Source organism: Bradyrhizobium brasilense, from assembly GCF_029714345.1.
Taxonomy (GTDB): Bacteria; Pseudomonadota; Alphaproteobacteria; order Rhizobiales; family Xanthobacteraceae; genus Bradyrhizobium; species Bradyrhizobium australafricanum.
In genome coordinates this window covers 8,777,835-8,800,110 of record NZ_CP121669.1, presented here as the reverse complement: position 1 = coordinate 8,800,110, position 22,276 = coordinate 8,777,835, and the positions used below count along the sequence as shown (strand labels likewise).

The window sequence follows — 22,276 nt, the reverse complement described above, 5'->3', positions numbered from 1 at the left end:
CCGAACCCGGAATCTCGAGGTGCGGCGCGAGATTCCGGGTTCACGCTTCGCGTGCCCCGGAATGACGCTGCGCGTCAATTCCGGTCTTCCGGCAGCGTCGGCAGGGGCGAGACCTCGACGCCTTCGTCGATCAGCGCGCGGGCCTCTTCGGGCGAGGCCTCGCCATAGATCGGCCGGTGCTCGATATCGCCGTAATGCATCTTGCGCGCTTCGTTCGGAAAGCGGTCGCCGACATTGTCGGCGTTCTTCACGATGTGGTCGCGCAGCTCCTTCAGCTTGCTGCGCAGCTCGCGCTCCTGCGCCATCATCAGCGACGTCGACTCGCTCGCCGCCGCCTCGACGGGCGCGGCCGGCGCCGGCTGGGCCGGTTCGCGGCCCTTCTTGCTGACGACCTGCGGCGCCATGATCGCGCGCTCGATCTTGCTCGAGCCGCACGACGGGCAATCGATCAAGTGACGCCGCTCCTGCGATTCATAGGCCGCGGAGCTCTGGAACCAGCTCTCGAACTGGTGGCCGCGCTCGCAGCGCAGCGTGTAGCGGATCATGCCGAACCCCGGACGAGGTGCAGATGCTCCGGGCCGGCCTTGGGGTCGGCAATGCCGAAACGCCTGCCATGCTGCAACGAGGGAATGGTCTTGCGCGCGGTCTCGACCTTGGCGGGGTCGATCTCGGCCAGGAACACGCCCGGCTCGACGCCGCCCTCGGCGAGGATCTCGCCCCAGGGGTCGATGATCAGCGAATGCCCGAAGGTCTCGCGCTTGTTCTCATGCAGGCCGGCCTGCGCCGCTGCGAACACGAAGCAGCCGGTCTCGATGGCGCGGGCGCGCAGCAGCGCGTGCCAATGCGCTTCGCCGGTCTTGCGGGTGAAGGCGGACGGCACGGTGAGGAACGATGCGCCGGCTTCGGCCAGCGCGCGGTACAGCGCCGGGAAGCGCACGTCGTAGCAGATCGTGAGCCCGATCCGGCCCCAGGGCAGGTCGGAGATCACGGCCGTCTCGCCGGGCTGATAATTGGCCGATTCGCGATAGCTTTCGCCGCCCGGCAGATCGATATCGAACATATGGATCTTGTCGTAGCTCGCGAGCAGATTGCCCTCGGGCCCGATCAGGAACGAGCGGTTGACCGCCTTCTCCGGCGAGTAGCGCAGCGCCAGCGAGCCGATATGCAGGTGGATCTTCAGTTCGGCGGCCAGCGCGCGATACGCCTTCAGCGACTGGTCGTCCTCTTCGCTCGCCAAATGCTCGAACAGCGCCTTGCGGTTGAGCTGCATCATGTTGCTGACCTCGGGGGTCAGCACGTACTTGGCACCCTGCGCCGCCGCCTCGCGGATCAGCCGCGTGCCCTGCTCGAGGCTCGGCTCCGGCAGCAATCCGGTGCGCATCTGCACCATGGCGGCGGTGAAAATGTTCTCCGTCATCAGGCGCCGCCTCCGTTGCTGAGCAGGCCGTCGAGCTTGCCCTCGCGGTCGAGCGCGTAGAGCTCGTCGCAGCCGCCGACATGGGTCTTGCCGATGAAGATCTGCGGGAAGGTCGAGCCGGCACCGGCGCGGCCATACATCTCGTCGCGATAGGCCGGGTTGCTGGCGACGCTCAATTCGGTGAACGCGGCGTTCTTGCGCGTCAAAAGCGATTTGGCCGCGCTGCAATAACCGCAGCCCGGGCGGGTGTAGATTTCAATGGCAGCGGTCATGGTGCGCTCGGTTGAACCAGAATGTCAGATTATATGGGAGCGCGGTGGGTATCGACAACCCGGGCAAACACCAGCACGTCGACCTGCGCGGCTTTGGCGCGCAGCAGCGCCCGCGCGCAGGCATCGACTGTCGCGCCCGAGGTCAGGACGTCGTCGACCAGGATCACGCGGCGGCCCTGGACGTCAGCCTTGCGTTCATCGGCGACCCCGAATGCGCCCTGGACATTGCTGGCGCGATCCTTGCGTGACAGCCCGATCTGCTGCTCGGTGGCGCGGATGCGCCGCAGCGCTTCGGCAGCCATTTTGACGCCGCTCTGGCGCGCGATCACCTTGGCGAGCGCCCCGGACTGGTTGTAGCGCCGGCTCCAGCCGCGCCGCCAATGCAGAGGAACCGGAACCAGCAGATCGGCGTCGGCGAGCAATTCCTTCCCCGCCCGCGCCATCCAGCGACCCATTGTTGGCGCCAGATCGGTGCGATCCTGGTATTTCAATGCGTGCACCAGCGTGCGCGCGACGTCGTCATAGCGCACCGCGGCGCGGGCACGCTGGTAGGCCGGCGGATTTGCGATCGCCTCCATCGACAGCAACTCGGGCCCCGGATCGTAGACGAAGGGAATCCCGAGCCGCGGGCAAAACGGCGGCGCGATGAACGACAATCTGGCCCAGCAGGCCGCGCACACCCCCTCGCCATCGACCGGCTCACGGCACGAAACGCATAGCGTCGGCAGCGCGATATCGAGCGCCAGCCGCGCCGTGCGCAGCCACGCGCCCCCGATCGCGCCAAGCGCGCGGTGGACGTGACCGGTAATGGAGCGTGTCGGTGATGCCTCGGCGTCCATGACGGCGAGGCTAGCGTTTGAGCAACGCCGGCTCAAGGCGCATTGCCTGCGGCGGCGGTCCGGCGTAACCAGCCGGCATGACACCGAACCCGCCCTCAGCCCCCATCCTGTTCGATCGCGCCTTGCTCGGTGCGCGGCTGGCGCGTGCGCGGCGCGAGGGGGCGGCGACGTTCCTGCTCGATCGCGCTAGCGAAGACATGACGGATCGGCTGCTGGCGGTGTCACGCAGCTTTTCCGCGGCTGCCGATGTCTGGACGCCGGGCAACGGGCTCGCGGACGCCCTGCATGGGCGTGTCGCCGCGGTCGATGCGATCGGATTCAGTGAGGTGGAATCACTCGGACTGGCGCCGGAGTCGCGCGATCTAGTGGTCTCCGCGCTCGCCTTCCAGTTCGTCAACGACCTGCCGGGCGTGCTGGCGCAGATCCGCCGGGGGCTGAAGCCGGACGGGCTATTGCTCGCGGCGATGCTCGGCGGCGATACGCTGACCGAGCTGCGGCAGAGCTTTGCCGCGGCGGAGGCCGAGTGCGAGGGCGGGGCCTCGCCGCGCGTCGCGCCGTTCGCCGATCTGCGCGACATCGGCGCGCTGTTGCAGCGCGCGGGATTCGCGCTGCCGGTGACTGACGTCGACCGCGTCGTGGTGCGTTATGCCAGCGCGTTCGCGCTGATGGCTGACCTGCGGCGCATGGGCGCCACCAATGTGCTGCGCGAGCGACGTCACACCTTAACCCGCCGCGCCACCATGCTGCGGATGGCGCAGATCTACGGCGAACGCTTCGCCGATCCAGACGGCCGCATCCGCGCCACCTTCGACATCGTTTGGCTCTCCGGCTGGGCGCCGCATGAAAGCCAGCCGAAGCCGCTCAAGCCAGGGTCGGCGAAGGCGAGCCTTGAGGCGGCGGTGAAGGGGACGAAGCGCTAGGGACGCACGATGCAAGGGCTCCCTCTCCCGCTTGCGGGGGAGGGCTGGGGTGAGGGTCTCTCCACGAGTCGTATCGCGGAAATAGCCCCCACTCGGATCGCATCTGCGATGCGATCCGGCCTCCCCCGCAAAAGCGGGAGAGGCCGACCGAGCCAGCGGATAAGTCGCATTCATATGCGATTGCCCTGCCCTTGCGGGGAAAGGCCGAGGGGGCGCTTACGCGATTTCGGAATAATGGAATTATGCCGGTGAGTTGCCCGACGTGTCAAGTCGCCTGGTCGAACGCCGGCCACCGCCACCTGCTTTGCATGGGGTTGTTTTCGATATTTTGGCAGCGCGCCTCCCTCGCAAGCGGAAGAGGCGAAGAGGATCACAGCAGCAGATCGATCAGATGCGGCAGCAGCGGGATGTCCGCGGGCGGCATCGGGTAGTCGCGCAGCTTGCTTGCGCGGACCCAGGTGAGGTTCTGGCCCTCGCGCGCCACCGCGATGCCCTCCCAGCGCCGGCAGATGTAGAGCGGCATCAGCAGGTGGAAGGTCTCGTAGGCATGGCTGGCGAAGGTCAGCGGCGCGAGGCACGGCTCGCTCACGGTGATGCCGATCTCCTCATGCAGCTCGCGGATCAGGGTCTGCTCCGGCCGCTCGCCGGGCTCGATCTTGCCGCCGGGGAATTCCCACAGGCCGGCCAGCGCCTTGCCCTCGGGGCGCTGCGCCAGCAGCACGCGCTTGTCGGCATCGACAAGCGCGCAGGCGACGACGAGGGTCAGCTTGATGTCAGCCATGCGGCGGGGGATTCCTTCCAGTCTGCAAGCTTTCATTAACCAGCAACGCGCTGTCAGCCAAACGATTTATGCCCGCGCGGCTTTCCGCGATCGCGATAAGCCGGCCTTAATTCGTATCCGGCAGGGTGAAGGTTCTCATTTATCTGCCCATCATATTCTTTGCCGACATAACCCATGAGCACCTTGATCCGGACCATCAGCCGTTTCCGTCGCGATCGCTCCGGCAACATCGCAATGACCTTCGGCCTCGCTGTGCTGCCGCTCGTCGTCGCGGTCGGATGCGCGGTCGACTATTCGCGCGCCAACCAGATCCGCAGCAAGCTGATATCGGCCGCCGACGCCGCGAGCGTCGGATCGATCGCCAAGGCATCGCCCGGCTTCGTTGCCGCCGGCGCCATGACCTCGGACGGTGAGATCCAGGCGGGCGAAGCCGATGCGACCAAGATCTTCAACGGCAACATCTTCAACCAGAACGGCTTCACGCTGACCAGCGTGACGCCGACCATGACCAAGACCGGCGGCGTCATCACCTCGACGGTCAAGTTCACCGCCGATGTCCCGACCATGTTCCTCGGCGTCATCGGGCAAAGCAAGATGACGGTGACCGGCGCGTCGACCTCGACCGCGAACATGCCGCTCTATATCGATTTCTATCTCCTGCTCGACAACTCGCCGTCGATGGGGGTTGCGGCGACGCCCGCTGACGTGACCAAGATGGTCAACAACACGTCCGACAAGTGCGCCTTCGCCTGTCACGACTACAACGACGCCAACAACTATTACAATCTCGCCAAGACGCTCGGCGTCACGACGCGGATCGACGTGCTGCGCAGCGCGACCCAGCAGTTGATGGACACGGCCGCGAACACCGCGACCTATGCCAGCCAGTACCGGATGGCGATCTACGATTTCGGCGCCTCGTCGAAGACGATCGGCCTGCGCGCGCTGTTCTCGCTGTCGACCAGCCTGTCGAGCGCCAAGACCGCGGCCGGCAACATCGACCTGATGGGCGTCTACGGCAACAACGATTCCTACACCGCCGACAAGGACAGCCAGTTCTCGACGGTGCTTCCGGCCATCAGCAACGCGATCAGCGCGCCGGGCACGGGCACGGCGGCCGCGCCGATGAAATATCTGTTCTTCGTGTCCGACGGCGTGGCCGACGAGCCGAATTCAAGCTGCCTGAAGCCGATCAGCGGCGGCAATCGCTGCCAGTCGCCGATCAATCCGGCGCTGTGCACGGCGATCAAGAACCGCGGCGTCAAGATCGCGGTGCTCTACACGACTTACCTGCAGCTGCCGACCAACAGCTGGTACATGACCTGGATCGATCCGTTCAATCAGGGCCCGTTCGGCCCGTCGCCGAACAGCCAGATCGCGCAGAACATGCAGGCCTGCGCGTCGCCGGGCTTCTATTTCGAGGTCAGCCCGACGCAAGGCATTGCCGACGCGATGAACGCGCTGTTCAAGAAGGCCGTCGCCGACGCGCGGATCAGCAGCTAGCGAAGCGCACACGCTCTATCACCGTCACCCTGAGGAGGCCGCAAAGCGGCCGTCTCGAAGGGGCGACGGCCAGGGTTTCTCTATGCGGCGCTCTCGTGGCCGTGCATCCTTCGAGACGCGCTACGCGCTCCTCAGGATGACGGGTAGGAAGGTGTGCGATTACGACCGGTAGTCGCCGTTGATCGCGACGTAGTCCTTGGTGAGGTCGCAGGTCAGCACGCGGTCTTTGGCCTTGCCGAGGCCGAGCGCGACCTTGATCTGGATCTTCGGCGCCTTCATCGCCTCCGACACCTCTTTCTCGTTGTAGGACGGATCGCGCGCGCCGCTCTTGGCGACGCGGATGCCGTTGAAGGAGATCGAGAGCTTGTCGCGGTTGGCGGGCTCGCCGGCCTTGCCGACCGCCATCACCACGCGGCCCCAATTGGCGTCCTCGCCGGCGATCGCAGTCTTCACCAGCGGCGAATTGGCGATCGACATCGCGATTCTGCGCGCCGACGGTTTGGTGGTGGCGCCCTCGACCACGACCTCGACCAGCTTGCGGGCGCCTTCGCCGTCGCGCGCCACCTGCTCGGACAGATCAGCGAGGATCTGCTGGAACGCTTTGGTGAAGGCCTTCAGCCGCGGGTCGCCGGCGCGCGAGATCTTCGGCGCGCCGTTGGCAGCGGCGGCGCCGGTCGCGAAGGCGAGCAGCGTGTCCGAGGTCGAGGTGTCGCCGTCGATGGTCAGCGCATTGAAGGTGTCCTCGACGCCGGCCTTGAGCAGCGATTGCAGCACCGAGGCCGACAGCGGCGCGTCGGTGAAGACGAACGACAGCATGGTCGCCATGTCGGGCATGATCATGCCGGCGCCCTTGGCCATGCCGTTGATCGTCACCTTGGCCTTGCCGAGCTTGACGGTCGCGGTGGCGACCTTCGGAAAGGTGTCGGTGGTCATGATCGCCTTCGCTGCGTCCATCCAGCGATCGGGGGTCGCGGTCTCGGCGAGCTGCGCCAGCACGCCGTCGAACTTGGTGGCGTCGAGCGGCTCGCCGATCACGCCGGTGGAGGCGAGGAACACGTCCGATGTCGAGCAGCCGACCGCCTTCGCCGCGATCTGCGCGGTCAGCGCGGTCGACGCCTTGCCGGTCTTGCCGGTGAAGGCGTTGGCATTGCCGGAATTGACCACCAGCGCGCGCGCGGCGCCGCCCTTCAGCTTGGCGCGGCACCATTCGACCGGCGCCGACGGGCACTTCGACTTGGTGAAGACGCCGGCCACCGCGGTGCCCTTGTCGAGCAGCGCAAGCAGCACGTCGGTGCGCCCCTTGTAGCGGATGCCGGCGGCAGCGGTCGCAAGCCGCACACCCGCGATCACGGGCATCTCGGGAACGTCGGGCGGGGCGAGGGGGGAGACGGCGGTGGACATCGGCAAGCTTCCGGCTACGGGGAGGGAAGCGCTCCATAACATCTCGCCGCAAGAAGCGGGAGAGGGCTGCGATGCGAACGCGCTGTCATGAATCGTTCAAGGAAGCAGCAGCGCGCCGAATGCGTAGCCCGGATGGAGCGCAGCGCAATCCGGGACAGGTCCCTCCGCGGCAACAGACCCCGGATTTCGCTGCGCTTCATCCGGGCTACGAGGAGGCTGTAAAAAGCAAAATGGCCGGGACGAGCCCGGCCATCGCGCAGTGAAGCTATTGACGTCGCGAAGCTTACTTCTTCGCCGGCGCCATCTTGTTGTCGGCCGGCTTCGGCGCGTCCTTGGCGGCATCCGCCGGCGCGGCGGCGTCGGCCGGCTTGTCCATGCGCTCGACCTTTGCGGCCTCGCGCAGCTTGGCGACATAGTCGGCCTGGGCCTTGCGGGTCACATAGGTCTCGATCTGGGCTTTCACCTGCTCGAAGTCGGGCGCCTTGCGGTTGCGCTTTTCCTCGACCTTGATGATGTGCCAGCCGAACTGCGACTTGACCGGATCGGAGATCTTGCCCGGCTCGAGCGAGAAGGCGACCGCGGAGAATTCCGGCACCATCTGCTCCTTGGTGAAGAAGCCGAGGTCGCCGCCGTCGGAGGCGCCGGGGTCCTTGGACTTCTTCTTGGCGAGCTCGCCGAAATCGGCGCCCTTGTCGAGCTCGGCCTTGATCGCCTTGGCCTCGTCCTCGGTCTCGACCAGGATGTGGCGGGCGCGCACCTCCTGCTCGCCGGTGATCTGCTTGGCGGCCTCCTCATAGACCTTCTTCATGGCGTCGTCGGTGGTCGCGGCCTTGCCCTCGCTGGCAAGCAGGCTGTCCATCAACAGGCGGTTGCGGGTGAAGGCGAGCCGCTTCTTGAAGTCGTCATTGTTCTCGATCTTCTTGTCCTCGGCGGCCTTGGACACGATCTTCATGTCGATCAGGAAGGACAGCACGTTGTCCTTGCGGGTCGAGGGGTCCATCTGCTGCAGGCTCGGGCCGAGTTCCTCCTCGGCGAGCGCCACGTCGCTGGCGTGGATCTCCGAGCCGTTGACCTTCGCGAGCACCGGATCGGATTCCGCGGCCCGGACCGGGAGGCCGGCAGCCAGCACTGCGACAAGACAGCCCGTCGCGGCCAGGGTGGCGAGGCCGAGGCGCAGGCCGGTTTTGGTTTCCGGGGGCGAGGTGGTCATGCAAAATCCTTGTCTCAAAGGGGGGAAGCTCGAGCGGGGCGGACACTCGCCCAATCGTGTTACATTGGCAACGCGAAAGTCTTGTCAAAATGATGAATTCCTTGACATCTTGCCAGCGTTGACAACCCCCCGACCGGGCCATATCTCTGGCCAACCGCGTCAGCGGCGAGAGCGCTTATTTTGCTGCGTTTTTCGCCGTTGAACCCAGGATGGCCTGTTTCCCACTCAATTGGCGGAGGAGCCCCCGGGCCGGGGCTCGAACCGTAGCGCGTCACGGTGAGTTGATAGGCGATCCGGCGGACCATCTCAGGCTGTAATCCAAGAGTGAATTCCAAGTTGAATTCCAACACTGAACGAAGACCGAACTCGAGACCGAAGAACAGGAATTTCGCATGATCGGCGCGCTCGCCCGCAAGTTTTTCGGCTCCGCCAACGACCGTCGGGTCAAGGGGTATCAGTCCCGCGTCAACGCCATCAACGCGCTGGAGCCCGAGCTCGTCAAACTGACGGACGATCAGCTCAAGGCCCGCACCGCCGAATTCAAGCAGCAGCTCGCCAGCGGCAAGACGCTGGACGACATCCTGGTTCCGGCCTTCGCCACGGTGCGCGAGGCCGCCAAGCGGACGCTCGGCCAGCGCCATTTCGACGTTCAGCTGATCGGCGGCATGGTGCTGCACGAGGGCGACATCGCCGAGATGAAGACCGGCGAAGGCAAGACGCTGGTCGCGACGCTTGCGGTCTACCTCAACGCGCTCGCTGGCAAGGGCGTCCACGTCGTCACCGTCAACGACTACCTCGCCCGCCGCGACTCCGGCTGGATGGGCCAGATCTACGCCTTCCTGGGGCTGACCACCGGCGTGATCGTGCACGGCCTCGACGACGCCGAGCGCAAGGCCGCCTATGCCTGCGACATCACCTACGGCACCAACAACGAATACGGCTTCGACTATCTGCGCGACAACATGAAGTACCGCCTGGAGGACATGGTCCAGCGCGAGCACTATTACGCGATCGTCGACGAAGTGGACTCGATCCTGATCGACGAGGCGCGCACGCCGCTGATCATCTCCGGCCCGCTCGACGACCGCTCGGATTTCTACAACACCATCGACACCTTCATGCCGAATCTCGCCAAGAAGGACGATTACGAGGTCGACGAGAAGCAGCGCACGGTGACGCTGACCGAAGGCGGCATGGAGAAGCTGGAGAACCTGCTGCGCGACGCCGGCCAGCTCAAGGGCGACTCGCTATACGACGTCGAGAACGTCTCAGTCGTGCATCACGTCAATCAGGCGCTGCGCGCGCACACGCTGTTCACGCGCGACAAGGACTACATCGTCCGCGACGACGAGGTCGTCATCATCGACGAGTTCACCGGCCGCATGATGCAGGGCCGCCGCTATTCGGAAGGCCTGCACCAGGCGCTTGAAGCCAAGGAGCACGTCACGGTCCAGCCCGAGAACCAGACGCTGGCCTCGATCACCTTCCAGAACTATTTCCGGATGTACCAGAAGCTGTCCGGCATGACCGGCACGGCGCTGACCGAAGCCGACGAACTGTTCGACATCTACAAGCTCGAGGTCGTTGAGATCCCGACCAACCTGCCGGTGGCGCGCCTCGACGAGGACGACGAGGTCTACCGCACCCAGAACGAGAAATATGCCGCGATCCTTGCCGAGATCGAGCGCGCCAACAAGCGGCTGCAGCCGGTGCTGGTCGGCACGGCCTCGATCGAGAAGTCGGAAGTGCTGGCCGAGTACCTGAAGAAGCACGGCTACAAGCAGATCGACTTCACGTCCGAATCCGGCATGGAGAAGCTCTATGCCGCGGCGCGCGCCGGCAAGCCGGCAAGGCTGTTCGCGGTGCTGAACGCGCGCTTCCACGAGCAGGAAGCCTATATCGTCGCGGAAGCCGGCGTGCCGGGCGCGATCACGATCGCGACCAACATGGCCGGCCGCGGCACCGACATCAAGCTCGGCGGCTCGCTCGAGATGCGGATCCAGCAGGAGACCGCCGGGATCACCGATGAAGCCGAGAAGGCCAAGAAGATCGAGCAGATTAAGGCCGACATCGAGCGCTTCCGCGAGATCGTGCTGAAGGCGGAAGAAGATTTCGAGGTCGAGCCCGCCAAGGGCAACAAGCCCGCGAAGACCGTGAAGAAGCCGGGCGGCCTCTACATCATCGGCTCCGAGCGTCACGAATCCCGCCGCATCGACAACCAGCTGCGCGGCCGTTCCGGCCGTCAGGGCGATCCCGGCCGCTCGAAGTTCTTCCTGTCGCTGGAAGACGATCTGATGCGCATCTTCGGCTCCGACCGGCTCGACAGCATGCTGCAGCGGCTCGGCCTGCAGGAAGGCGAAGCGATCATCCACCCCTGGATCAACAAGGCGCTCGAGAAGGCGCAGCAGAAGGTCGAGGCGCGCAACTTCGACATCCGCAAGAACCTCTTGAAGTTCGACAACGTCCAGAACGACCAGCGCAAGGTGATCTTCGACCAGCGCGTCGACCTGATGAAGGACGACAGCGTCGTCGAGACCGTGACCGACATGCGCCATGCCTTCGTCGAGGACGTGGTCGCCAAATACATTCCCGAGCACGCTTATGCCGAGCAGTGGGACACCGCCGGCCTCAAGGACGAATTGAAGCGCGTGCTCGATGTCGATCTGCCGGTCGACGAATGGGCCAAGGAAGAGGGCATCGCCGACGAGGAGTTGCTGACGCGCATCGAGACTCATGTCGACGAGCGCATGGCCGCCAAGGTCGCGCAATGGGGTCCCGACGTGATGCGTTACGTCGAGAAGACCATCCTGCTGCAGACGCTGGACCATCTCTGGCGCGAGCACCTGATCATGCTCGACCATCTGCGACAGGTGATCGGCCTGCGCGGCTATGGCCAGCGCGATCCGTTGCAGGAGTACAAGACCGAGGCCTTCAACCTGTTCCAGGAGATGAGCGCGCATCTGCGCGAGGCCGTCACCGCGCAGCTGATGCGGGTCGAGATCGTGCCGCCGGAGGAGCCGCCGCAGCCGCTGCCGCTGATGGAAGCGCACAAGCTCGATCCCAACACCGGCGAGGACGAGTTCGCGCAGGCCCGCCTGACCGAGGCGACCTACGCCCAGGCCTCGCTGGCGCCCGGGATGATTGCCACCGACCGCGATCCGAACGATCCGGCGAGCTGGGGCAAGGTCGGCCGCAACGAGGACTGCCCCTGCGGGTCAGGCAAGAAGTACAAGCACTGCCACGGCCGGTACGCGTAAGCCGCCACGCGCGGTGACGCGGCGGGCGATTGGCCCGCCCGTCTGGCCGCGTCGCCGTCACCCGGCGAAGGCCTTGTCGAGATCGGCGATCACGATCTTCTGCATCTTCAGCATCGCCTGCATCGCGCGGTCGGCTGCCTTGCGATCGGGGGCGCTGAGATAGCGGCCGAGCGCGGTCGGGATCACCTGCCACGACAGGCCGAAGCGGTCCTTGAGCCAGCCGCAGCGCGATTCCTGGCCGCCGTCGGTGAGCCTCTCCCAGAAGTAGTCCACCTGCTCCTGGGTCTCGACGCTCAGGAAGAACGACACCGCCTCGTTGAACTTGTGCTGCGGCCCGCCATTGAGCGCGTGGAACCGCTGCCCCTCGAGCTCGAAGGTCGCCATGAAATCGCTGACGGTCTCGATCTTGGCGTTCGGAAACACCGATTGGTAGAAGGCGACCGCGTCGCGGACGTTGTTGTCGAGCCAAAGGAACGGCGTGATCGAAGTCATGACGGGAAATCCTCACTAACGAGTAATCGGGTGGACCAGCGCGGCCAAGCGCGAAGGCTGCGCCGCAGGGCGCGCCCCAAGGACGTGCCATACGCCCCGGGCCCGACATTCTCCGCCGACCTTTTTTGATGGTTTTCGATAGCGGCAGTGTCCACGTTTAACGTGGGTGCAATCGCTCTCCATATCGAGTAAGTCTCGCTAATAGGATCATTTTCTCAGAGCGAGCGCGCATCGAGGCGAAGCGAAAGGATGCGGACCTAGATCATGATTGACGAATTCAACTCCCTGCCATGGCACGATGCCGAGTTGCAGGAACTGTCGATAGACCGGCGCAGTCCTGGGGCGCGGGATGAGGTTTGCCTTCGAGTAGTCTGGCCTGACGATGGTCGAGCCGCTCTGATATTTCGCGACTGTTATGGCATGAAAGCCGAGATGAACTTCGGCGTCATCGCGACAGAGCACATCGACGGCGCTTCGGTGATCGAAGATGATCCGGGTTTGATCGCGATTCGAGATCGCTGGAAACCGCTCGGCGTACAGCTGGATATGTTGCGCTGTTACCGGCTACAGACGTCTTCAACATCCAGCGAAATACGAATCTACGCTAAGCAATTTCAGGTCGTGAAACTTGGCGAGGAGATCGACGTTCGCGGACCGTAGGCCTCAGTTCGCGCTGCCGATCAGGCTTTCCAGCAGGCGCTTGAGCTCGGTGGTCGACTTGTCGCCATAGCTCTCGACGATGTGCTCCTCCTGGCTCACCGCGAGCGAGTTGAGCCGCCGGCACAGCGCCTTGCCGCGGTCGGAGACGAACATCAGCACCTTGCGGCGATCCTTGGGATCCTGGACGCGATAGACCAGCGCGTCCGACACCATGCGGTCGATCATCTTGGTCAGCGTCGGATGGTTGAGCAGCACAGCATCCGCAAGCTCGCCCATCGAGTGGCCATTGCCGTCGGACAGCACCTTCAGGATGCGCCACTGCTCGACCGGCACGCCTTCCTTGGCGAGCCGCGTCTCCAACTGCCGGTTGATCTCCCGGTTGGCTTGCGCCAGCAGGTAGGCGAGATGTTCGGTGATCGGGGAATTTTCTTTCGGCGGTTTAGCCACGGCGTGAGACCTGGTTCCTGACCCGGTGAATGAATGTCCGGCAACTCATGCCGTTTCTATATGCACTTCAATTGTTGAATATTCAATATTTTCACCTAGGATATTCCCCCAACCAAGGGGCGGATGCCGCGACCGCCCGCTGGCTGCGTTGCGTACTGCTTCCCAGACAGGAGTTGGCGTGCTCTCGACGGTCTCTTTCCAGGCGTATGGCGGCATGCCCGTCCCGCCGCCGCTGCTGTTTCGAAATCCGTCGTCCTGCGCGGCCGATCTCGCTTTGACCCTCAAGCCCGGCAAGTCGCGCCGTGGTGGCACCGACAGCAAGCTCAGAATTGGCAATTTTATCACCTTCTCCGGCGCGCCCGGGATCTGGGGGCCGATCTCCGCCAACAGCGTCATGCTCGCGGTCGCCGAGATCAACCGCCGCGGCGGCATCCGCGGCCGCGAGGTGGAATTGTCGATGTACGACGCCGGCGGGCCGATCGAGGAGGTCGTGCGCCGCGCCGAGCGTGCGATCGCGTTCGATGAGATCGACGTGATCATGGGCTCGCATATCTCGGCGGTGCGCCTCGCGCTGCGCAAGGTCACGGCCGGCCGCATCCCCTATGTCTACACGCCGGTCTATGAGGGCGGCGAGAGGACGCCCGGCGTGATGGCGATCGGCGAGACACCGCGCGCCGAGAGCCGGCCGGCGATCCACTGGCTGACCGAGGTCAAGAAGGCCCAGCGCTGGTATCTGATCGGCAGCGACTATGTCTGGCCCTGGCAGTCGCATCGCGCGGTGAAGCGCTACATCAAGGAGGCCGGCGGCCACGTCGTCGGCGAGGAATTCGTCCCGCTCGGCGAGGACAATCACGAGCCGCATCTGGCGCGGATTCGCGCGGCACGGCCCGATGTCGTGCTGATCACCCTGATCGGCACCGACAGCATCACCTTCAACCGTGCCTTCGCCGAGGCCGGGCTTGCCGCGACCACGCTACGTTACGCCGGCGCGATGGACGAGACCGTGATGCTCGGCATCGGCCCGGACTCGACCCAAAACCTGTTCTGCGCCTCCGGCTATTTCGGCTGCATCGATTCGCGCGCCAATGACGACTTCCGGACCAGCTACCGCGCGATGTTCGGGGCGCATGCGCCGCCGATCGGCTCGGTCGGGCAGTCGAACTATGAGGGGATGCGCTTTCTCGAGGCGGCGGCCAACCAGGCGCGCTCGCTGTCGATCGGACCATTGTCCGCCGCAGCGCACAACCTCGTCTACAGCGGCGCCCGCGGCACCGTCACCCTTCGCGACGGCCGCGCCGAGATGCCGATCTATCTTGCCGAGGCCGACGGTCTCGACTTCAATGTGATCAGGACGATCTAGATGGACCGGGCGATGCCGCGCTTGCCGCGCGGCTTGCCGGTACCAGACAGGAGCAGGTGTGCATTCGACGCCCTACGTCATGGCCCGAACCTCGAGCAGCAGGTATGGCGGCCTTCCATGCCCGCCTTCCCTGCTGTTCCGGAACCTGACGTCGGCGCGGTCCGATCGGGTATTTTCCCCGATGGATCGGGACGGTTTCGGTCCGCGCGGTGCGCGCAGCCGGCTGCGGATCGCCGGCTTCGTCTGCTGTACCGGTTCGCCCGGGATGTGGGGGCCGGCCGCGACCTCGAGCGCGCAGCTCGCGGTCGCCGACATCAACCGGCGCGGCGGCATCCTCGGCCGCGAGATCGAGTTCTCGGTTTATGACGCCGGCGGGCCGATCGAGGAGGTGCTCGACCGCGCCGAGCAGGCGATCGCGTCCGACGACGTCGATCTCATCATGGGCATGCACACCAGCGCGGTGCGCGTCGCGCTGCGTGGCCTGATCACCCGCAGCAAGATCCCCTACATCTACACGCCGGTCTATGAGGGCGGCGAGCGGACGCCCGGCGTCATCGCGATCGGCGAGACGCCGCGCTGGCAGAACCGGCCGTCGATCCACTGGCTGGCCGAGGCAAAGCGCGCCTCGCGCTGGTATCTGATCGGCAGCGACTATGTCTGGCCATGGCAGTCGCACCGCGCGGTGAAGCGCTACATCAAGGAGACCGGCGGTCTCGTGGTCGGCGAGGAGTTCGTGCCGGTCGGCGAGGACAATCACGAGGCGCAGCTGGAGCGCATCCGCGCCGCGAAACCCGATGTGGTGCTGATCTCGCTGATCGGTACCGACAGCGTGACCTTCAACCGCGCCTTCGCCGATGCCGGCCTTGCCGCCACCACGCTGCGCTTTGCCGGCTGTTTCGACGAGACGGCGCTGCTCGGCATCGGCGCCGACAAGACCGAGAACCTTTACTGCGCCTCCGGCTATTTCCCCTCCGTCGGCTCACGCGAAGGCGACGATTTCAGGGACCGCTATCGCGCGATGTTCGGTGCCTTCGCGCCGCCGGTCGGGTCGTGCAGCGAGTCCGCCTATGAAGGCTTCTGCCTGCTCGAGGCCGCCGCCAAGCGCGCCGGCACGCTGGACATGCGGCCGCTGCTCGCGGCGGCGGACAACCTCGTCTATCGCGGCCCGCGCGGTCCGGTCACGGTGCGCAGCGGCCATGCCAGGATGCCGATGTATCTTGCCGAAGCCGACGGACTCGACTTCAGGGTGATCAAGCCGATCTGAGTCTTTCTTCACCTCTCCCGCTTGCGGGGTCGAGACCAGCGGAGTTGGCTCTTAGGTCGTATTGCATCGAAGATGCAATGCGGGTGGGGGTTCTCTCCACGATATGACTCGCGGTGGCACCCCCACCCCAACCCTCCCCCGCAAGCGGGAGAGGGAGCCTTGCGAAATAATACTTGAAAAGGAAAATATTTCCGTTTTCAATACAGCAACGGGGTGAGCGGTTCGCGCGGGCAACGCGCCGCTGCACCCTGCTCGAGGGATCAAATCCAAAGATCAAAAGCTTCAGGAGAGCGCCGTGACCGTCGTCCTTCCCACGCCAACGCAACTTCGTGCCGTCGCCGAGCAGTGCGGCCTGTCACTGACCGATGAGGATGTGGCTTCGTTCCGCGGCCTGATGCAGGGCTCGATCGACGCCTACAACGTCATCGCCGCGATGCCGGACGAGCTGCCCAAGGTGAAATATCCGCGCACGCCGGGCTATCGCCCGTCGGCGGAGGAAAACCCGCGCAACGCCTGGTACTACAAGTCGACCGTGAAGGGCGCAGCGTCCGGCAAGCTCAAGGGCAAGACGGTGGCGCTGAAGGACAACATCATGCTGGCCGGCGTGCCGATGACGAACGGCTCGTCGACGCTGGAAGGCTATATCCCCGATTTCGACGCCACCATCGTCATGCGCATGCTCGATGCCGGCGCCGAGATCGCCGGCAAGACCCATTGCGAGCACTTCTGCCTGTCCGGCGGCAGCCACACCAACTCCTACGGAGCGGTGCACAATCCGCACAAGATGGGCTACTCGGCCGGCGGCTCGTCGTCGGGCTCCGGCGTCGTGGTCGCGCTCGGCGAGGTCGACATGGCGATCGGTGGCGACCAGGGCGGCTCGATCCGCATGCCGTCCTCGTTCTGCGGCACCTACGGCATGAAGCCGACCTGGGGCCTCGTGCCCTATACCGGCATCATGCCGATCGAGATTTTCGTCGACCACACCGGACCGATGACCGCGACGGTGGAGGACAATGCGCTGCTGCTCGAGGTGATCGCCGGTGACGACGGCTACGATCCGCGCATCAAGGCGCCCAAGGTCGAGGATTACACCAAGGCGCTGGGCAAGGGCGTCAAGGGCATGAAGATAGGCATCCTCAAGGAAGGCTTCGAGCAGCCGACCGCGGAAGCCGCGGTCAATGAAAGCGTGCGCGAGGCAGCCAAGCGCTTCAAGGATCTCGGCGCGTCGGTCGAGAATGTCTCGATCCCGATGCACATGGTCGGCCCCGCGATCTGGACCCCGATCGGCACCGAAGGCCTGACCCAGACCATGATGTTCGGCGACGGCTACGGCCTCAGCCGCCCCGACCTCTATTCGACCTCGCTGATGGATTTCCATCGCGGCTGGCGCCGCCAGGCGGACTCGCTGTCGGAGACCACCAAGCTGTTCATGATGCTCGGCACTTACATCAACAACAATTTCGGTCCGCGCTTTTACGGCAAGGCGCTCAACATCTCCCGCCGCCTCACAGCGGCCTATGACAAGGCGTTCAAGGATTACGACCTGCTGCTGCTGCCGACCACGCCGATGAAGGCGCCGGCGCTGCCGGCGGCCAATGCCAGCCGCGAGGACTATGTCGCCCGCGCACTCGAGATGATCACCAACACCGCGCCGTTCGACATCACCCACCACCCGGCGATGTCGCTGCCCTGCGGCATGGTCGACGGCCTGCCGGTCGGGTTGATGCTGGTCGGCCGGATGTTCGAGGAATCCACCATCTACCGCGCCGCGCACGCCTTCGAGCAGGCCGGCGACTGGAAGAAGATGTGAGGCGCCGCTTGTTGCAGACGCAGGTTGGATGGATCGAACGCCATGGCTAGCACTTTTGCCGCGGCGTTCGAGATCGTGAGCTTCGGTGCGATCATCGTGCTGGTGGTGCTCGGGCTCGGCATCATTGCCAGCATGATGGGCATCTTCAACTTCGCGCAGGGCGAGTTCGTCCTGCTCGGGGCCTATGTGACCTATCTGGCCTACGCCCACGGCGCGCCGGTCTGGGCCGGCATGGTCGCGGCGCCCTTCGTGGTCGGCGCGATCGGCTTCGTATTGGAGGCGCTGATCATCAGGCGGTTCTACGCTGCGCCGATCGTGGCGATGCTCGGCACCTATGCGCTCGGGCTGATCATCCGCGAGAGCGTGCGCGGCCTGATCGGCGGCTTCTATCTCACGGTGCCGGAGCCGATCGGCGGCTCGATCGACCTCGGCTCGGTCCACATCTCGGCCTGGCGCTTCACCATCATCGTGATCACGCTGCTGGTGATGGGTGGCTGCTATCTCTTGCTGGCGCGCACCTCGTTCGGGCTTCGGGTCCGCGCCACGCTGGAGAATCCGGCGCTGGCGCGCGCGTCGGGCATCTCGACGCCCCTGATCTACGGGGCGACCTTCGCGTTCGGCGCGGCGCTGGCCGGGCTTGCCGGGGCGCTGATCGTGCCGGTGTTCAGCCTGTTCGCCGACCTCGGCATCCGCTTCCTGATCCAGGGCTTCGTCGCCGTGATGGTCGGCGGGGTCGGCTCCTTCATCGGTCCGGTCGCCGGCGCCGGTGTGATCGGCACGCTCAGCGCGGCGCTGCCTTGGGTGATGTCTCCTGTCGTCGCCGACGTCCTGGTCTTCGTGCTCGCAATTGCCTTCATCAAATTCCGCCCGCAGGGCCTCATATCGGGAAAAGGGGTTTAGTCAGATGTTCGATCGCACCAATCTCACGCGCCGCCGCTTCATGAGCAATTTCGCATTCGCGACCGGCGCGCTCGCGACCGGGGTCGGCAGCTGGGTGGTCAGGCCCGACTGGGCCAACGCCGCCGAGGGACCGATCAAGGTCGGCATCGCGACCGACCTGACCGGCCCGATCGCCTATGCCGGCAACGCCGACGCCAACGTCGCCAAGATGGTGATCAAGGAGATCAACGCCGCCGGCGGCCTGCTCGGCCGGCCGCTCGAGCTCTATATCGAGGACACCGCCTCGAACGAATCGGTCGCGGTCGGCAATGTCCGCAAGCTGATCCAGCGCGACAAGGTCGACATGGTGCTCGGCGGCATCACCTCGTCGATGCGCAACGCGATCAAGGATCCGATCGTGGCGCGCGGCAAGACGCTCTACATCTATCCGCAGCTCTACGAGGGCAAGGAGTGCACGCCCTATCTGTTCTGCACCGGCCCGACCCCGGCGCAGCAGTGCGACACCTTCATTCCCTGGCTGATCAAGAACGGCGGCAAGAAGTTCGCGCTGCCGAGCGCCAACTACGTCTGGCCGCACACGCTCAACGTCTACGCCCGCAAGGTGATCGAGTCGAACGGCGGCGAGGTGGTGTTCGAGGAATACTACCCGCTCGACCAGGTCGACTTCTCGGCCACCGTCAATCGCGTCATTTCCAACAAGGTCGACGTCGTCTTCAACACCGTGATCCCGCCCGGCGTCGGCCCGTTCTTCAAGCAGCTCTATGAAGCCGGCTTCCTCAAGAACGGCGGGCGGCTCGCCTGCGTCTACTATGACGAGAACACGCTCAACATCAATCAGGCCAACGAGATCGAGGGCCTTGCGAGCTGCCTCGACTATTTCAAGGTGCTGACCAAGGAGGATCCGTTCGACGCCAAGCTCCAGGCGGCCTATGAGAAGGATTTCCCCGGCAACTTCCTGTTCGCGGCCGGCAGCGCCGCCACCGGCACCTATCGCGGCCTCAAGCTGTGGGAGGCGGCGGTCAAGGAGGCCGGCAAGGTCGACCGCGACTCCGTTGCGGCCGCGCTCGACCACGCCAAGATCGCCGAAGGGCCGGGCGGACCGGCGGAGATGGTGCCGGGCAAGCGTCACTGCAAGATGAAGATGTACACCGCTGTTGCCAAGGGCGGGAACTATGAGATCGTGGCGCGCAGCGACGGTCTCGTTGATCCCAAGGAATGCTGAGCGATCAATGGTTGGAGCAAGAGAGGCTGTCGCACGCGTCGGTGAGGAACCAGATGTCGTGACGGGCGAGGGTGCACCGGCCGCAAGCGCGCCGGCGGGACGAGTATCGGCAGGATGGAAGGTCCTGCCGATCGTGGAAGGGCTGGTGCTGTTGATCGCACTGGTCCTGCCATGGGTGCTGCAGGATTATCTCACGGTGTTCGCCACCCGCGTGGTGATCCTCGCGTTGTTCGCCCTGTCGTTCGACCTGGTGTGGGGCTATGCCGGCATCATGAGCTTCGGCCAGGCGCTGTTCTTCGGCGCCGCCGGCTACGGCGTGGCGCTCTTGGCGCGCGATCTCAATGTCACCTCGATCCTCTTGATCCTGCCTGCCGGCACGCTGATCGGGCTCACCGCGTCGCTGCTGCTCGGCGGCTTCCTGCTGCTCGGGCGTTATCCCTCGAGCGTGATCTTCGTCTCGCTCGGCACCCTCACCGGCTCCTATGCCGCGGACCGGCTGGCGCGCGGCTGGTACTATCTCGGCGGCCAGAACGGCATCCCGTCGATCCCGCCGCTCACCCTCGGCAGCTACGAGTTCGAGGAGGGGCCGATCTACTACTACATGGTGCTCGGCATCCTCGTGGTCGTTTATCTGCTCTGCCGCTTCCTGGTCCGCTCGCAATTCGGGCTGGCGCTCGCCGGCCTGCGCGAGAACGAGCAGCGCATCGCCTTCTTCGGCTACAAGGCGCAGCATTTGAAGGCGATCATCTTCGCGGTCGGCGGCACCATCGCCGGTCTCGCCGGCAGCCTCTATGCCTTCCACGAGGGCTTCGTCTGGCCCAACATGCTGGGCGTCGTGTTCTCGACCCAGGTCGTGCTCTATGTGCTGTTCGGCGGCTCCGGCACGCTGATCGGCGCCGTGATCGGCACCGTGATCATCGAGGGTGTCAGCTTCTGGCTGTCGGACAATTACCGCGACGTCTGGCCGATCATCCTCGGCGTGCTGCTGCTGCTCGTCATCATGTTCCGCCCGCTCGGGCTGATCTCCTTCGTGCTCGGCGAGCGCGAGCGGGTCGGCAGTTTCGGCAAAGCCCCGAAGGAGACCGGCAATGCCGCTCCTTGAGGCGCAAGGGATCAGCAAGGTGTTCGGCAAGCTCACCGCGCTCGACGGCGCGGCGCTGACCGTCGGCGAGAACGAGTTCCACGGCCTGATCGGCCCGAACGGCTCGGGCAAGAGCACGCTGATGAAATGCGTAGCCGGCGCCGAGGTGCCGACCACCGGTAAGGTCTCCTTCGTCAACACCGACATCACCGCGTTCACGCCCACCGAGCGTGCGCGCGCCGGCATGAGCCTGAAGTTCCAGATCACCTCGGTGCTGCCGACGCTGACGCTGTACGACAACATCCTGCTGGCGCTGCAGGCGCACTGCTCGCTGTTCGACCTCGTGCTGTCGCGCACCCGCAAGAAGCTGCACGATCAGGCGATGACGATGCTGACCCAGTTCCGGCTCGCCGATCGCGCGCATGATGCCGCCGCGGCCCTGTCGCACGGCCAGCAGCAATGGCTCGAGATCGCGATGGCGCTCGCCGGCAAGCCACGGCTGTTGCTGCTGGACGAGCCGACCGGCGGCATGAGTCTCGAGGAGCGCCGCGTCACCGGCGAGCTGTTGCAGCCGATCAAGCAGCATTGCTCGCTCGTCATCGTCGAACACGACCTCGATTTCATCCGCGACATCTGCGACCGCCTCACCGTGCTCGACCAGGGCAAGGTGCTGGCCTCGGGAACGGTCGCGGAAATCCAGGCCAACAAAAGCGTCCAGGAGATCTATCTTCGCCGTGCCTGAGCAAACCTTCCTCGATATCCGGCATCTCGACGCCGGTTATGGCCGCAGCCAGGTCCTGTTCGATGTCAACATCGGCATTCCCTGGCGCGGCGGCGTCGCCGTGCTCGGCCGCAACGGCGCCGGCAAGACCACGCTGATGAAGACCATCGTCGGCGAGCTCACGAGCTCGCAGGGCGAGTTGTTCTTCGACGGCCGCGACATCACGCGGCGGCGCACCGAGGAGCGGGTGCGCTCCGGCATCGGCTATGTGCCGCAGGAGCATTCGGTGTTCGCCCGCCTGTCGGTGCGCGACAACCTCGCGGTCGGCTCGCTGTTCAATTCCGATGCCAGCGCCGTCGATCGCGTGCTGGCCATCTTTCCGAAACTCGGCCAGCGGCTCGACCAGCCGGCCGGTACGCTGTCCGGCGGCGAGCGCAAGATGCTGGCGATCGGTCGCGCCATGCTCGGCAATCCAAAGCTGCTGCTCTTGGACGAGCCGACCGAAGGCGTCTGGATCGGCGTGATCGAGGAGATCACCGAGCGGCTGATCGAGCTCGCCAAAAGCATCTCGGTCGTGATCGTCGAGCAGCATCTCGACCTCGCGCTGCGCGTCGCCGACTACGCCTATGTGCTGGACCGCGGCCGCGTCGCGCTGCAGGGCGGCGCGAGCGAGGTGCGGAGCGATCCGGAACTGCTGCGCTATCTGGCGCCGTAGCCGG

General features: G+C 65.3%; 21 protein-coding genes. 12 read left to right on the top strand and 9 right to left on the bottom strand.

Annotated elements, in window-relative coordinates; translation table 11 throughout:
- Window positions 1-74: 74 nt before the first annotated feature.
- From QA635_RS40750 to QA635_RS40735, 4 genes are read right to left on the bottom strand one after another with little or no spacing between them, the layout of a single operon-like run.
- Window positions 75-545, bottom strand: coding sequence for a DUF1178 family protein (locus tag QA635_RS40750; RefSeq protein WP_225162707.1), 471 nt, complete (start codon window positions 543-545; stop codon window positions 75-77).
- Window positions 542-1,417, bottom strand: a complete 876-nt coding sequence (locus QA635_RS40745; protein WP_283065738.1) for a carbon-nitrogen hydrolase family protein — start codon at window positions 1,415-1,417, stop codon at window positions 542-544. The genes QA635_RS40750 and QA635_RS40745 overlap by 4 nt, the downstream gene beginning before the upstream one ends.
- Complete coding sequence (grxC, locus tag QA635_RS40740; RefSeq protein ID WP_057015554.1) at window positions 1,417-1,689, bottom strand: glutaredoxin 3; 273 nt, start codon at window positions 1,687-1,689, stop codon at window positions 1,417-1,419. The genes QA635_RS40745 and grxC overlap by 1 nt, the downstream gene beginning before the upstream one ends.
- Before the next feature lie 29 nt (window positions 1,690-1,718).
- The gene (locus QA635_RS40735) at window positions 1,719-2,528 is read right to left on the bottom strand and encodes a ComF family protein (protein WP_283065735.1); all 810 of its coding nucleotides are present in this window, start codon (window positions 2,526-2,528) and stop codon (window positions 1,719-1,721) included.
- Window positions 2,529-2,605: 77 nt separating this feature from the next.
- Between QA635_RS40735 and QA635_RS40730 the strand changes: the two genes are divergently transcribed.
- A complete protein-coding gene (locus QA635_RS40730; protein WP_283065734.1) occupies window positions 2,606-3,448 on the top strand; it encodes a methyltransferase domain-containing protein in 843 nt (280 codons plus the stop codon).
- Window positions 3,449-3,818: 370 nt separating this feature from the next.
- On the opposite strand, the gene QA635_RS40725 is transcribed toward QA635_RS40730, so the two are convergent.
- Entirely contained in the window at window positions 3,819-4,229 is a 411-nt protein-coding gene (locus QA635_RS40725) for a (deoxy)nucleoside triphosphate pyrophosphohydrolase (RefSeq protein WP_283065732.1), read from the bottom strand.
- Window positions 4,230-4,403: 174 nt separating this feature from the next.
- On the opposite strand from QA635_RS40725, the gene QA635_RS40720 reads away from it, so the two are divergent.
- Complete coding sequence (locus QA635_RS40720; protein WP_283065730.1) at window positions 4,404-5,732, top strand: TadE/TadG family type IV pilus assembly protein; 1,329 nt, start codon at window positions 4,404-4,406, stop codon at window positions 5,730-5,732.
- 159 nt (window positions 5,733-5,891) lie between these two features.
- Here QA635_RS40720 and argJ read toward each other — a convergent pair whose 3' ends face one another.
- Both argJ and QA635_RS40710 read right to left on the bottom strand, forming a co-directional pair.
- Window positions 5,892-7,133: a bifunctional glutamate N-acetyltransferase/amino-acid acetyltransferase ArgJ gene (gene argJ / locus QA635_RS40715; RefSeq protein WP_283065728.1), complete on the bottom strand. Its 1,242-nt coding sequence runs from the start codon at window positions 7,131-7,133 to the stop codon at window positions 5,892-5,894.
- 283 nt (window positions 7,134-7,416) lie between these two features.
- Window positions 7,417-8,343, bottom strand: coding sequence for a peptidylprolyl isomerase (locus QA635_RS40710; RefSeq protein WP_028337312.1), 927 nt, complete (start codon window positions 8,341-8,343; stop codon window positions 7,417-7,419).
- Between the two features lie 392 nt (window positions 8,344-8,735).
- On the opposite strand from QA635_RS40710, the gene secA reads away from it, so the two are divergent.
- Window positions 8,736-11,600, top strand: coding sequence for a preprotein translocase subunit SecA (secA, locus tag QA635_RS40705; RefSeq protein WP_283065725.1), 2,865 nt, complete (start codon window positions 8,736-8,738; stop codon window positions 11,598-11,600).
- A gap of 57 nt (window positions 11,601-11,657) precedes the next feature.
- On the opposite strand, the gene QA635_RS40700 is transcribed toward secA, so the two are convergent.
- Window positions 11,658-12,092: a VOC family protein gene (locus QA635_RS40700; protein WP_283065724.1), complete on the bottom strand. Its 435-nt coding sequence runs from the start codon at window positions 12,090-12,092 to the stop codon at window positions 11,658-11,660.
- A gap of 264 nt (window positions 12,093-12,356) precedes the next feature.
- On the opposite strand from QA635_RS40700, the gene QA635_RS40695 reads away from it, so the two are divergent.
- Complete coding sequence (locus tag QA635_RS40695) at window positions 12,357-12,752, top strand: hypothetical protein (protein WP_283065722.1); 396 nt, start codon at window positions 12,357-12,359, stop codon at window positions 12,750-12,752.
- 3 nt (window positions 12,753-12,755) lie between these two features.
- On the opposite strand, the gene QA635_RS40690 is transcribed toward QA635_RS40695, so the two are convergent.
- The gene (locus QA635_RS40690; RefSeq protein ID WP_016847408.1) at window positions 12,756-13,199 is read right to left on the bottom strand and encodes a MarR family winged helix-turn-helix transcriptional regulator; all 444 of its coding nucleotides are present in this window, start codon (window positions 13,197-13,199) and stop codon (window positions 12,756-12,758) included.
- A 178-nt stretch (window positions 13,200-13,377) separates the two neighbouring features.
- On the opposite strand from QA635_RS40690, the gene QA635_RS40685 reads away from it, so the two are divergent.
- From QA635_RS40685 to QA635_RS40650, 8 genes are all read left to right on the top strand, one after another.
- Window positions 13,378-14,559 (top strand): substrate-binding domain-containing protein, encoded by a 1,182-nt coding sequence (locus tag QA635_RS40685; protein WP_283065717.1) that lies wholly within the window; start codon window positions 13,378-13,380, stop codon window positions 14,557-14,559.
- Between the two features lie 79 nt (window positions 14,560-14,638).
- Window positions 14,639-15,823: a substrate-binding domain-containing protein gene (locus tag QA635_RS40680; protein WP_283072102.1), complete on the top strand. Its 1,185-nt coding sequence runs from the start codon at window positions 14,639-14,641 to the stop codon at window positions 15,821-15,823.
- A gap of 295 nt (window positions 15,824-16,118) precedes the next feature.
- A complete protein-coding gene (locus tag QA635_RS40675) occupies window positions 16,119-17,633 on the top strand; it encodes an amidase (RefSeq protein ID WP_283065716.1) in 1,515 nt (504 codons plus the stop codon).
- A 42-nt stretch (window positions 17,634-17,675) separates the two neighbouring features.
- Entirely contained in the window at window positions 17,676-18,533 is an 858-nt protein-coding gene (locus QA635_RS40670) for a branched-chain amino acid ABC transporter permease (RefSeq protein ID WP_028337306.1), read from the top strand.
- 4 nt (window positions 18,534-18,537) lie between these two features.
- Window positions 18,538-19,755 (top strand): substrate-binding protein, encoded by a 1,218-nt coding sequence (locus QA635_RS40665; RefSeq protein WP_057015630.1) that lies wholly within the window; start codon window positions 18,538-18,540, stop codon window positions 19,753-19,755.
- A gap of 7 nt (window positions 19,756-19,762) precedes the next feature.
- Complete coding sequence (locus tag QA635_RS40660) at window positions 19,763-20,857, top strand: branched-chain amino acid ABC transporter permease (RefSeq protein ID WP_253588262.1); 1,095 nt, start codon at window positions 19,763-19,765, stop codon at window positions 20,855-20,857.
- The gene (locus QA635_RS40655; RefSeq protein WP_283065711.1) at window positions 20,844-21,578 is read left to right on the top strand and encodes an ABC transporter ATP-binding protein; all 735 of its coding nucleotides are present in this window, start codon (window positions 20,844-20,846) and stop codon (window positions 21,576-21,578) included. Before QA635_RS40660 ends, QA635_RS40655 begins: the two co-directional genes overlap by 14 nt.
- On the top strand, window positions 21,571-22,272 hold the full coding sequence (locus QA635_RS40650) for a branched-chain amino acid ABC transporter ATP-binding protein (protein ID WP_225162720.1): 702 nt from the start codon (window positions 21,571-21,573) through the stop codon (window positions 22,270-22,272). Before QA635_RS40655 ends, QA635_RS40650 begins: the two co-directional genes overlap by 8 nt.
- The last annotated feature ends 4 nt before the right edge of the window (window positions 22,273-22,276 follow it).